Genomic DNA, 13415 nt, shown 5'->3' on the forward strand with positions numbered 1-13415 from the left:
ATTTAATATTCATTATGTTCTCCTATCTATATGTTTGTAATATTATGATTGTTGCGTTATAGTTACATCATACACTATATAGTGTAGAGTGTCAACACTCAACTACAACTTTTTATTTATACTTGTAACTTTTTACACCATATGGTATATTATGAACAAGAAAGGAATGAAAAAAGTGGAAAATAATATTAGAAATGAAATAAAGAGTTATATTGCTGCTAGTGGTTGGACTCTTACAGATATCGTTAAAGAACTAAATAGTAAATATGGAACCACTACTACCACTCAAAACATAAGTAATAAACTCACAAGAGGGACACTAAAGTATATAGAAGCCAAACAGATAGCTTCTATTATCGGACGTGATATAAAATGGCTCTAATTAAATAATATTTAGTTAATAGATTAAAGACGAAAAACATCATGATGGATGTCTGAAATATTTTGAAAATGGAGAAATACTAATATTTGGAGTGATTAAAGATGAGGATAAATGAAAAAAGCATTTATAATCTATACCCTGCATTACTAAAGTATCCATTAATCATAAAAGTTCTACTTGAGCATAAGAACGATGAAGGCGTTAGCTGCATCTCACAGAAAGAAATAGCTAAAAGAATTGGCTTAACTCAAACAGCTATTTCAAAATATCTTAGCAGATTAGAACATATTGACAAATGTATAGAAAAAATATCTCCTGCAAAATACTTTGTTTATAGAGAAAACATGCTACAATATGGACCAGTAAGTAAAGTTATTAAATTTCATAATTTAGCAATTAGTAATAAGGGTTTTTTATTATTAGATTTTGAAAAACAAGTTATTAAACTTGGATTTACCAAAGAAGCCACATTAATTGCTAAACACTATGTTCTTAAATATCTATATAGCCAATAAAAAAACATGAAAAATTGTTATGAATACTATCTTTATGTAAATAAAGGTAGTATTTTTTATATTATTGTTAAATACAAAGGTTACGTTTCTTAAAAAAGTTATTTTTATTTCCATATCATATACATTGTATTCATTTAAATTATTTGATACTATATATATTGCAGACAATAACAATACAAAAAGGAGGTATTATAATGTTTGTTGGTTACAATTTATTACTAGCAGAAGACTCAATCAATAATATTAAGGATCAATCTATTGATTTATGGCGTAATAAACTAAAACAAAAAGAATTCAGAAAAAAGCTTAAAGAGTTTATTAACCCAAATAATCATATTGATGCAAAAGAATTACAAAATGAATGGTTTGAAGAGATAGATGCCGATATATTCATATCCCATTCACACAAGGATAAACAAGAAGCAGAAAAATTAGCAGCATGGTTATATGATAAATTTGGTATTATCGCATTTATTGATTCATGTGTATGGGGATACGCAGATGAGCTTTTAAAAGAAATAGATTATAACTATTGCCGTATTAATAATTCTGATACATATTCCTATGAATTAAGAAATCAATCTACATCACATGTGCACATGATGTTAGCAGCAGCACTTACACAAATGATTGATAAAACAGAATGTACATTTTTTCTTAATACTCCAAATGCTTTACCTTACAAAGAACAATTAATTGATAACAAAACATATTCTCCCTGGCTATACCACGAAATAAGAACTACTAAATCGATTAGAAGAAATCCTCCCAAAAGATTACTTACAGTTAAAAAAGGATATGAACAAAAATACTCTGTAAGTGAAAGAAATCAATTAATTGTTGAATATGATGCAGATATTTCTCATCTTATTAAAATTGATGATGATATTCTTCAAAAATGGGAATGGAAAAACAAAGATTATTGTTATACTGGTATTTCTACTTTAAATATATTATATAATTTAACTTTAGGAAGTGAGACCCAATATGGAACAATATTTATTAAATGAAATGCATAAAGAATTAGATCTTATTCAGGGATGTGTTAATAGAATGGCTAGTAATTCATTTCATATCAAAGGATGGGCTATTGGTCTTATTTCATCATTAAACTCTAATTCTTCTGTGTTTGTTATCATAAGAATAGAGTCTAAATACTGAGATATTTCATTATTTTCTGAAGTTATTGATATCATTTATGTTGTTGATTTGATGATATTTGTTACAGATCCTGTTATAAATACTCTCACTTCTTTTTATTTCATCTTTGGTGAGATTGTTATAGCAGAACTGTGCAAAATTCTTGGAGTTATTATCATAGAAATTCAATCTTTCTATTTGCATTGTCAAATATTTGTTAAAGATCTCGTCTTGTACCAAGTTGATCTCAAAAATATTAGCTAATACAATAGTAATTGTTGTAATTGCATTAATTTCATCATCTGTCATATTTACATTTGAAAATCTTAATACGACCTTTTCTAGCATTATATCTTCTTTGTAATTTTTTATATAGTTATAAAGGTTATTCCAACCTTTCTTTATTATGTTATCTATAATGTTCTTATCATCTTGCATATCCAACAAAATCAACCCTAATATGCGTTTACACATGATATTTCTTAAGATCGAGCCTCCAGTAAAAATAGGATGATTATAATATTCGCTTTCTTTAGCTAATTTATAAGCTCCATAGCTATACTTCTCATAAGATTTATCTACTATTGAAAAAACCTTTTTGTTGGATACTAAGGCTTCTATCAAGAATAAAGTCAAATTAAATTCATTTTTATTATCGTTCATGGATTTTCCTCCTTAATTTTATATAATAGCTAATATCTATTATATCTTTCGTTATTTATCATTACAACTTAATACATCAATATGTATTGTCTCTTTTATTATATTATATAAGAGAAATATAGTTAAACCATAACATGTAGATGTATTGAAATTTATATAAATCAATAGATGATAATTGTTGAACCATTATGCTTTGCATAATAATCCATTAAAATAAGGATTGAAACTAACTTCTAAAAGAAAAAAATAGAACTTTATATGAGTTCTATTTTTTTTGTGCATTATTATAACTTTTATATCATATTTCCTTCCGCACTTCCGTTTGGAGCTACCGTCCTCAATATTGACTTGAGAACATAGTCAATATTTCAGTTGGTGTATTAATTTTCTATTTTTTTATTCCTGAAACAAATTCTATCAATATACAACTTCTTAATTTTTCTGGTATATAATCACTTATTTGTATATACCATGTTTTATCTTTTTTCTTTAATCTGAATTTCTTTGGCAAACATAATCTACCAAAAAACCAATTTCCTAATGTACTTATAGTGTATTCTTTACCTTTATAGTCTTTAATCTTCAAGGGATTAATCTCTTGATAATATACATTGTAGTATTTCCTCTTTATTGTTCTCTTTATATGAGCAATCAATAACCTATAATTTAGGTCATTGATTTGCATTGGATACCATTTGCCAGTATGGTATAAGTTATATGGTTTATTATGGTCTATTTGCATTATTTCAAATTTATTTATGGCCACACTATTCCCTCCTTAACGGTTGATTGATATTAAATTCTTATTCGTGAAATTATTCCTCGCATAAGTGATTATATTTAATTCCTGAATACCTTTTGTTGCTTTATTGCTCTAATCTAATTAATAAGATACATAACCTTTTAATAATTACTTTACATTATATTCAGTTACTAGTTTTAGTACATTTTGAAGAGGTTCTTCAAAATCTGCTGTTACAGCTATTTGCTGAACTTCTACGTTATCCTTCTTAACAATAGGCTTTATATTAATGGTGCTAAAATTTATATAACTGTTAATTAATTCAAAATATATGTTTGATATATCTTGCTCATTATCACTTCCTATTAGCACTCTATAAAAAGTGTACTTTCCTATTTTAACTTCTTTAATTTTTGTTCCATTACTCATATGTACCTTTAACATATTTAATATCTTCCTTTCTTTGTATAATAATACTTTGTCGCAAGTGCGACTTTATATTTAACATTATAGTCGCATTTGCGACATTTTGTCAACAATTCTTTTATGACTTGCTAATTAAAATATATTGACCATTGTCGCGTTTGCGACTATAATATAATTATCATATTTTTAAGAGAGTGTATTGCTATGTTAACAAATATAACAACCATGTCAGAAATAATAGAAAAATTACAAATTATAGACCATAAGCAAAAAAGAGCTATGAACAGAAAATTACAACGAGCTTGTGAAACTGGAAAAATTAAAGCTCGTAAATCCGGTATAAGTTGGCTCATGGAAAAAACTAGTGTAGAACAATTTCTAGAAGTCCAAATATGGGAAGATCAATAGCTAGTTCGTATAGTAAAAAATATATGAACTCGTAAAAAAACGTTATAACACTGATATAATCTAGCTTTTTGTAGATTGCTTTATTATCCTATATTAAGAAAATGAATATTTTTGTATATTTTATTGTATATTAATACATTTTTAATTGTATATTGATGTATATCTTGAATATTGCTAAATAATGGTATTGATAGGACCAGATATTAATTCAATAATTTATTTTATTTCATTGTAATCAATTTATAGTAATATCTTACAAAAAAATACAATGAATAAAAATAGTAATATTATATAAATAATCCACTCCTGAAGAAAGGTTCTTTTTGTAGAGTATTCACAAAAGAATGATAGCAGTTGTTACGGATCAACAATCTTACCTTTCTGGATGAGCGTTCATATACCAGGTACAACTACGAATTTATTCGTCAAATTATACAATAACTAATTTTCAAATTCTATAATGAACAACTATTATAATTAAATTAATTATGTTATAATATGGTTAAGGACTCATTGATCGTGTTCCTCTTACCAACCTTTACGCAGCAATAAGCGAAAGGAGGTGAGAGTGTATGAAGAAAGATACAAAAGACAAACTAAAAACGCTTCTGACTCGCATTTCAGAAACGTTTATAGTGAAACTGATTGTTTCAATCATCATTAAACTAATTTTTAATTAATTAGAGAATACGGCAATATTCTCCTTTTAGAGGGACACTTTCAATGTGTCCTTTTCTAATTCTATAATACCTTATTTTAAAAGATTATGCAACACTTGTGATGTATTTAATATTATTACCGGTAGAGTTGTTTTTATTCCAACTAATTACATATTTACGTTTAATACCCTTACTATCCTCCAGGAAAAATAAAATAGGTGTATGCTCACCCTTGATATTAGTAAGAGCTACCATTTCAATGTTTTTCATAACAACCTTAATAAGAATCACCCCTAAAGAAATGACATATTCAAATATTCTCTTATGACCTCATAAGCATCATTGAAAGATTCAAATATATCACTATCACTATTTTCCCTCCTAAATTAAATTAACCTTTTTAATTCCCCCTCTAGTTCCAATATAAAATTTTCATATCCTTTAACATTATATCCCTCAACTATTTCAATACTTTTATTTACAAAAGGAATTAAATATCTCAAATAATAATCTTCACTCACATAGAAAGTAAAATGTTCTTGATTATTTCTATTTAAACCAATTACTAATTCATTATATTTGTAGAAAACATATTGAAAAAATTTTATATCAAAATCCTTATCCTTATTTGTTAATTCACCTTGGATAATATCATTTAAATCTTGTACTAGCAAATGAAGAAGTTTCTTCATAGTATCTGATGAAAGTGTAATTGATAGTTTTTCATTTTCATTAATTTTAGCATTATAAATATACTTATTCATTTATACAACTCCGTTTCATTCTCACATTATTTAAATTTCAATTTAACCTTTATTGTTTTATCTCCGTCTTTATACATTCCTTCTTTAGATTTTTAAATTCAATCTTTTTAATTAATGTTTCTGTATTACTTGACTTCAATTGCATAATAAGATCCACTTTGAGTAGGCTTATTATCTATATTATTAAATTCAGTAAAATTATTCTTCAAAATATCGATAAATTCTTCATATTTAATAATCACAGGATTATTGGGACCAAGCCATTTCATACAATATCTAAATCATTAGGCAAAAATAAACAATCGTATGCTAACCTATATTTTTTCATGTTTAAAAGCACTCCATATCATTTTTATTTTTTTTTCATCAGCTTCTAATAAAACAACTCCTAGTTCATCACCTATTAAAACTATTTCATACTATTGTTTCATCTATATTATAGGCAACATTGAACAATGTTTCATCATTCACAAACATTTTCCAAAGATACATATTATCATTAGAATTACACAAATCTTCAATAGAACCCAAAATCCAGTTTTCTTTTGTATATATGGCAAAAATACAACGCCTATTAGTAAATGAATCAAGAACTGACATATTAGAATATGCTTTAAAAAATGACTGGCACTGGCTCCTATCAAACTCTAAAGTAGTTTCCATCAAACAAGCAAAATGTATTACATTTTTTTTATAACTCATTCTGGTTGTATATATACTTTGTCAAGAATATTCCCCGTTATATCAATATCACTAATTTTTTTCTTTTTCACCGTACTACCTTTTATAGCTGTTACTTCAACCCAATAGTGACCTTTCAGTCTCCTATCGTTTTCATCCATAGTTGAATCAGCTAGAGGTAATATATACTCTACAGAATAATTTTTTCCATCTGTAGAAGTCATATAAAGTGGGAAATTTACTTCATACCCAATATGATCTCTATATTTATATTCTTGGCCATATTTATTCCTGAAGAACATAGCTTCTAGGCTAGGACTGAATCTCACATAAACCCTATCAGGATTTCCTTTTATTTGTGCTTCTATATGCACATTTTCATATGCCATAAACCTGTGTGGCATATTAACAAGCCTTTTTCCAAATAAGTCTATCTGCCCTCTCCAATGTTGCCAATCTCCCCATATATTCACCTTAGTGATATTAAGTTGATTTACACGAAAATTTTTGTAAATTGTGCTTGTATTCCCGTTAGGTGTAGTTGCTGTAAACTTTGCCTTATAGTTACCCTCATTAACGTTTTCAGGTATATTATAATTAGCTGTCCACTTCTTGTATGATCCATAGTTAATAGAACGCATATTTATAGTAGTTTTATAGTTTGTTCCGTAAAATAATTCTAAAGTTACATTGTCAGCATATTTTGATGTTTTTGCAGGTATACTTATTCTATTTCCACCTTCATATTCCCCTGAAAACTTTGATTCTAAGTCTACAGGTGTTTTTACTCTGACATTAAATTCTTTAGTATCCTTTACAGCTGAATTATTATAGTCTGTTGCGTTTACTATGAATTTATATCTTCCGTCTTTTAGTGTTTTTGGTATCTTATAATTGGTATCTCTCCAAGTGTAAGTCATTCCATTTTTTGTAGCAGAATAAGTACTGTCTTTTTTTATTTTATCAGTCTTGCAGCTACCATAATAATACATACTCATATCCAGAAGGTTTCTTTTGTTATAGCTAGTTGTTGTGTCAAATAGTACTAGTGATTCACTAGCAGGTATAGAGTCTAGTGAGAAGTCTGTTTTATAGGTTTTTAGCTTAGCGTTAAGTATAAGTTTAGGTTCTACTGACATAGTGAATGTTACAGGTAGGCTCCAAGCCCCTTCTATGTCTTTTACTCTGTATCTTATGATATATTCTATTTTGATACCGTTGGAGTCTGTACCAGGTAGATCCGTTGGTATTCTACCCATGCGATAGTCTTTTTCACCAACTTTTTTCCACTCGTAACGTTCCCCTGTTATTCCTTTATTGGACAAATCCATGTGATCAAGGTCATAACCACTACCGTTCATGTTATATATCAATAGACGTGATTTATCTTTACTAGGGGCATAGTTAACTGTAAGGTTGGCTATAGGTCTTCTATGTACTAATAGATTAACATTGTTTTTATTACTCCATTTTCTGTATTCATCAAAGTTTTTATTATTGTTGGTTACTGGATTATCTTGTGCCTGGTATTCTAGTTTGTATTTTCCTACTTCATGGAAAGTTTTTTTACCGGTAACTTTTTTCCCTATTATATTGGGAGTTCCATTAGTATTGGTAAACATTGAGTTGTCGAAACTACTGAATACAAATCTATCGGTGTATTTACTGTCTGATTCGTAATCATCAAATATCAGTTCGTAATCAACCATATCTTCATCGGATATAACGCATACGGATGATGAAGCATTAGATATCTTTTGTAAGTAGAAGTTATTTCCTTTTGTTTCAGGACTTATTGTATCGTTATAATAGATTTTCACTTCATTGTCATTTACATTTATGTCTAGTACTTCTGGTTTGGTGTTGTCTACTTGGACTATGGTTTTGGAAGGTAATGATATATTATTGTTGTTATAGCCATATGATGAAGTTTTTGCATATAACCTATAGCAACCATCAGGTACATCCTTTAAAGTAATATCATAAAAACCTCCAGAGGTACATCTTTTTATGTATTTACCCTTTCTACTAAGGTCTGAGGATGATTCCACATCAGGATATTTTACGCTATATAGATATACTGAACATCTTGTATTAACATGAACTCTTAATTTTTCATTACTTCCTATTGTACAATTGTTTTGCTGTGTGTATATTGTAGGTTTAATAGAGCTAGAAGCCATCAAAGTTACTGAATTAGAACAAAAATACCCTAATATACATAACCATGTTAATAAATATGAGATAATCTTTGTTTTTTTCATTGGTCCACCTTCTATTCTGATTTGGCTTTCATGGCACTGTAACGAATAACTCTATCATAGATATCAACTTCTACAACACCAATATAATAATCTTTTTCTGCTTGTATAAGGTCTAAGTTTTTTACTTCTTTCCAAGTCCTGTCAATAGGTTGATTGTATAATATCTCTTCTATTGAATTCTCGTCTTTGGAGAATATCTTGTACATAAACTTCTTACCACCATTGACATGTTCGCCTAAATGTATTTGTGTCTTTCCTAAAGGCATTGTATAGTCTACCTTTTCTCTTAGTTTACCTATATAATCTGTTTGTGCACCTATTTTACTTATTGATACTTTTGTGTCTGTTCCTTTTAATTTTAGAGTAATGAATTGTGGGGTAATAAACATACCCTCATATTTTTCGTATTTTTTGCCATCTCCATATTTACTAAGAGTATCATCTTCGTAGAGATAAATTACTTCATCCTCTAGTCTAAATATATCTTGAACCTTTGATGCAATTAGTTTTAAACCTGGAGATTTATCTGTTCTATATAGGTTACCGTCTTTTGATAGTCCATATAGGTGTATATTATCTTCGGCATCTTCTGATATATCAGTACCTTTTTCAACGTTTATAAGATATTTGACAATATCTTTCTTTCTAAAGTCATTGTAATTTTTTAGACCTTCAGGAAAGTCATCATCTTTATGCTCACGTTTATACGAGATATAGTTCTCTCTTATTATAAATAATATTCTGTAATAATTGGATACCCTTATTTTTATTATATCTTTTATATCATCATATGATGCTATACTACCGAAATTCTCTTGTACACGTGAACCACCTTCTACATCTGCTTTGCCGTCTTTTAGATATATAGCAAAATTATAATCTGATATTATTTTATCAAATTTACCATTCTTATTTTTATTACCGTATATGTATTCATCCTCACGACGATCATAATACTTGTCTTCATAATCTACAATACGGGAATAATAACTGTTATCTTGTAGCATATATCCTTTTCCTAAATTATTGATAAAGTAATTTTTGGCATCCGATGGAATTTCTAATTCTTTCATTGTCTTTTCATAATTATTGGAATAGGTGGCTCTGTTAAGAAAAGAATGTCTTTTTCCATTTTTCATAACAATGATTATATCATCATTAGTAGTACTATTAATTATGTGATCAATGTCATCAATTTTTATATATCTTGATTCTGTTCTGTCTGTATAACTATTTCTAAGGTAAAAATCATCTTCTGTCCCTTGTATCCATACATTATTCTCACCAATCATGGCAATACTTTTAATTTTGCCAACGTTATAAATATCACTTACCCGTTCATCTTCATATCTATTTTCTCTTTGTAATTCTCTACTATCTATTTCAATCACATAAAAAGAATCGTCTGGTTTAATGACTAGAACTTCATAATAGTCTACAGGTATTATTTGTTTAACAGGATAATCCAAATCCATTAATTTACCTGACGCATAATATTTATCACCTTTTTTTAAATATATAAGTTCACTTTGACCATTGGTAATGATTTCATCTATATTTTCCATATCATCACCTTCTTTAATAAAATGTATATAGCTTCTATTAGTATACATGTCTACTATATTTGACTTATAATATTCATTATCATAGAAAATATTTCCGAAACCATATGAATCATACACTCCTGTCCTAATAACATCACCACTCTTCTTTAATCCATACAGTACATTTCTCCTATAAATAATTTTTTTCATATTTGACCATTTTGAGTCAAGTTTGTATTCATGACCATAACGATTACTATCTTTACAAATATATCCACTGGATTCTACACTTCCATCAGCTTTTAGCACTACTATACTATGGGGTAGGCTTAATACGTCTTTAATACTTGTACCTTCCAGTTCTCTTATATTTTCTGATATTTTACTATCTTCTTCATCTGTAATAGCAAATTTAGTTACTCCTTTATCATCTTCATAAATTACGATCTCAGGTAATATTTTTTTCACCTGAACTTTATCATTGACTATCTCTTGGTATGGAGGATAAGAGAAGTAAAGGCTTGATAATTGCTTCATGTCATTTTCTACTTTGATATCATAATCTATTTTTGCCCCATCTAATTGATTGCCTGCTTGGTCAGCTAATTTATATTGTTGTTGTATAAGGGATAATTTCAGTTCATCACCTTCATCAAAATTTTCATCAAAAGTAAGTGTTATGGTATTATCTTCAATTTTCGTTCCTGTTGGCACAAGAGCATTTTTTTCGGTTATATGTAATAGATGGTCCTTCCAGTTCTGTGAGGTTTCATTTCCTATCATTGACCTGCCACGAACATTGGAGCAATGTGCTAAGTCTCTTAAAGTGTATTCCTGAGTATTGATATCTGAATCATAATTTTTTGCATCATATTTAAACTCCATTATATTATCATTAGGGGCTATGACATAAGTTTCGAACCTGTTATCTTTAAGATAATTCATTAGCTCATTATCTATGCCTGCTGCTTCATAATCGTATTTATCAGAATCTTTATAATCGAAATCTGTTCCTTTTATAAAGCATAAAAATATCTTCTTACTGTCTTTATCATATCTAATATTTTTAACATCTGAAAAATCAATACTATTTATGTCATGGTAGAAATAGTGAGGAGTAGAATTGGTATATTCCCAAGTATCACCTACTTTAACTGTTATATCGTCTATGACTATATTGTGATATAGCCAACATGCGATAAATTCATAATCACCGTCTAACATTTGTTGCCATCCGTCTGTACATTCTCTATGTGTTACAAGTGTACCTGCTTTATTATCTGGATTATAAAATTGAAATTCTGTTCCTTCAAGCTCATATGAATTATGTTGATTCTCGCTTTTTTTAGAAAATGTCTTTGTAGTCCAGTTTACTTTATCACCTTTTTGGAATTCTATAGTTGGTTTTGTATAGCCTTGAGTTGTTTCATAGATTATTTTCTCTTCTTGTAAGTCATGATGATAATCTATCTCTTTATCTCTATCATCATCCTTATTGGAATATTGATAGAAACCTTTTTCAAAATAGTACTTTAAATCAATTATTCTTGCATAGCTATTGTAATCTTTGGTTTCTTTTTGTTCTCCTATTTTTTTCTGGTCAGTAATCATATGTACATTAAAGTCTTTATTGTTAGCAAATGCTGTTGATTTTAACAGATTAAGTTGTGTTTTAAGATTCATCAAATCAGTATCTTTATAATCTGTTGCAACTACTATGTCATAGACTTCATCTTTGGAGATATCTACTTTAACTGACGTTACAGGTGCTATATTGTCAACTTCCGATATACATTCTTTGGCTGGTTTATCTTCTGTATCATCTGTTAGAATATATGACATATCAATAAATTCTAAAAGTCTGTTATCATGTTCTTCGTATACTTTCAGTGCAAATTTATATTTACCTACTTTTTTTGTCTCTACAGCAACATCTGTCAAGTTACCTGTTTCTATAGTATCAGCGAAAGAAAATATGTTGTCATAGGTTGTTTTGGTATCTATCCAGGATGTACCGTTATTGTAGTACCAGGTTTCATTGGAGAAAACACCGTCATTGTTACTGTCAAATGCATAAAACCATGCTCTTTTAGTAATCGTATCTCCATCTGGACTAGTTGATTTATCAAATGCTTTCACTATAGCTTTCCTATCATTGTCTTTGTCTCTGTATACTTTTTCTACAAGAGTGAAGTCAGCTTTTGGAGATGTATCTCCTATGATAGTTCTTTCTATTGTTCTTGTATTGGAGTATCCCAATGTGTTAGTAACCGTAAGAGATATTTCTACTTTCCCTGTTTTTTTAGAGGTAAATGCTGTTTCTCTGTCATTAAGTTTCTTGTAGAAAATATCACTGCTAGTCAAATCTCCAAGGGGCTTTATTTTCCATTTAGTGAGTTTCCAATCAATAGGGTATGTTCTACTTACTGGCTGTGATTTTGAACTGTCCAGTACTACTGTTTGTCCTATTTTGTAATCTCCCTTTTCGGTTATTACTGCAAAGGGTTTAGGTGGACATACTTCTATCTCAATACTATCAGTATCACTTTTACCACCACTGTCTGTAGCTTTTGCTGTAACTGTATATGTACCTTCTTTAGTGAATTTGGCTCTATTTCTTCCGTTTTGTACTGAGCTGTCTAGTACTAGACATGATGGTTTACTTAGTGTTGGTTTTAACATACCATCTTCTTTATCTTCTGCACTTATGTTTAGTGTGAAAGAGTCTCCCTGCATAACTAAAGTAGGACCAGTAAGAGATACGTCTGGACACCAGTTTGATGGTGGCTTAACCGTTTCTTTCTTTTTAACGATTACATCTTTTATTGACTTATCGGTTTTACCGTTATTATCTACTATGGTTAATGTTATTGTTACAGTTTGGGGTTCGTCATATTTGAGTTTTATGATTTTTTTGCCTTCTTCACTTGGTAGGTCTTTGGCTTCTACTTGCCATTTGTAGTTGGCTATGTATGATCTTTCAGGAGCTATTGAAGCTGAACCGTCTGCAATTATTTCTTCACCTACCAGGACTTCTTCGGGGACTGATAGGATTGCTATGGGATAACCTTGGGGAATTGGGGCTTTTTTAGTTAATTGGGCTTCGTTTGTTTTTGTAGCTGTTCCATGACACTGCCTATAGTACTCCACTTCAACGGTACAACTATATGATTTAATGATACTATCATCTAAATCGGAATCTCCATCCTCTACATCATTAGGTAAAT

The 13415-nt window shown here is 29.0% G+C and carries 13 protein-coding genes; 5 read left to right on the plus strand and 8 right to left on the minus strand.

Features of this window, described 5'->3' with window-relative positions; translation table 11 throughout:
• The first annotated feature begins 151 nt into the window (after window positions 1–151).
• The 4 genes from QMG30_RS24520 to QMG30_RS24535 all read left to right on the plus strand — a co-directional run bounded on the left by QMG30_RS24520 (window position 152) and on the right by QMG30_RS24535 (window position 2058).
• On the plus strand, window positions 152–382 hold the full coding sequence (locus tag QMG30_RS24520) for a DUF6471 domain-containing protein (RefSeq protein WP_281819845.1): 231 nt from the start codon (window positions 152–154) through the stop codon (window positions 380–382).
• A 101-nt stretch (window positions 383–483) separates the two neighbouring features.
• Window positions 484–897, plus strand: a complete 414-nt coding sequence (locus tag QMG30_RS24525; protein WP_281819846.1) for a winged helix-turn-helix transcriptional regulator — start codon at window positions 484–486, stop codon at window positions 895–897.
• A 194-nt stretch (window positions 898–1091) separates the two neighbouring features.
• On the plus strand, window positions 1092–1907 hold the full coding sequence (locus QMG30_RS24530) for a toll/interleukin-1 receptor domain-containing protein (protein WP_281819847.1): 816 nt from the start codon (window positions 1092–1094) through the stop codon (window positions 1905–1907).
• Entirely contained in the window at window positions 1885–2058 is a 174-nt protein-coding gene (locus tag QMG30_RS24535) for a hypothetical protein (protein ID WP_281819848.1), read from the plus strand. Before QMG30_RS24530 ends, QMG30_RS24535 begins: the two co-directional genes overlap by 23 nt.
• Before the next feature lie 9 nt (window positions 2059–2067).
• On the opposite strand, the gene QMG30_RS24540 is transcribed toward QMG30_RS24535, so the two are convergent.
• The 3 genes from QMG30_RS24540 to QMG30_RS24550 all read right to left on the minus strand — a co-directional run bounded on the left by QMG30_RS24540 (window position 2068) and on the right by QMG30_RS24550 (window position 3886).
• Window positions 2068–2700: a hypothetical protein gene (locus QMG30_RS24540; protein WP_281819850.1), complete on the minus strand. Its 633-nt coding sequence runs from the start codon at window positions 2698–2700 to the stop codon at window positions 2068–2070.
• A 388-nt stretch (window positions 2701–3088) separates the two neighbouring features.
• Complete coding sequence (locus tag QMG30_RS24545) at window positions 3089–3466, minus strand: hypothetical protein (RefSeq protein ID WP_281819851.1); 378 nt, start codon at window positions 3464–3466, stop codon at window positions 3089–3091.
• A gap of 144 nt (window positions 3467–3610) precedes the next feature.
• Window positions 3611–3886 (minus strand): hypothetical protein, encoded by a 276-nt coding sequence (locus tag QMG30_RS24550; protein ID WP_281819853.1) that lies wholly within the window; start codon window positions 3884–3886, stop codon window positions 3611–3613.
• A gap of 186 nt (window positions 3887–4072) precedes the next feature.
• Here QMG30_RS24550 and QMG30_RS24555 point away from each other — a divergent pair, with 186 nt between their 5' ends.
• Window positions 4073–4276: a MerR family transcriptional regulator gene (locus QMG30_RS24555; protein ID WP_281819856.1), complete on the plus strand. Its 204-nt coding sequence runs from the start codon at window positions 4073–4075 to the stop codon at window positions 4274–4276.
• Window positions 4277–5321: 1045 nt separating this feature from the next.
• Here the strand turns inward: QMG30_RS24555 and QMG30_RS24560 are convergent.
• From QMG30_RS24560 to QMG30_RS24580, 5 genes are all read right to left on the minus strand, one after another.
• Window positions 5322–5699: a hypothetical protein gene (locus tag QMG30_RS24560; RefSeq protein WP_281819857.1), complete on the minus strand. Its 378-nt coding sequence runs from the start codon at window positions 5697–5699 to the stop codon at window positions 5322–5324.
• Window positions 5700–5824: 125 nt separating this feature from the next.
• Window positions 5825–5968: a hypothetical protein gene (locus tag QMG30_RS24565; protein ID WP_281819859.1), complete on the minus strand. Its 144-nt coding sequence runs from the start codon at window positions 5966–5968 to the stop codon at window positions 5825–5827.
• A 145-nt stretch (window positions 5969–6113) separates the two neighbouring features.
• Window positions 6114–6401: a hypothetical protein gene (locus tag QMG30_RS24570; RefSeq protein WP_281819860.1), complete on the minus strand. Its 288-nt coding sequence runs from the start codon at window positions 6399–6401 to the stop codon at window positions 6114–6116.
• Window positions 6398–8644 (minus strand): hypothetical protein, encoded by a 2247-nt coding sequence (locus QMG30_RS24575; RefSeq protein WP_281819861.1) that lies wholly within the window; start codon window positions 8642–8644, stop codon window positions 6398–6400. The genes QMG30_RS24570 and QMG30_RS24575 overlap by 4 nt, the downstream gene beginning before the upstream one ends.
• 11 nt (window positions 8645–8655) lie before the next feature.
• Window positions 8656–13415 (minus strand): PKD domain-containing protein (locus QMG30_RS24580; protein WP_281819862.1); only part of this gene is annotated, 4760 nt, incomplete at its 5' end.

This window comes from Vallitalea longa (assembly GCF_027923465.1).
In the GTDB taxonomy this organism is placed as follows: Bacteria; Bacillota; Clostridia; order Lachnospirales; family Vallitaleaceae; genus Vallitalea; species Vallitalea longa.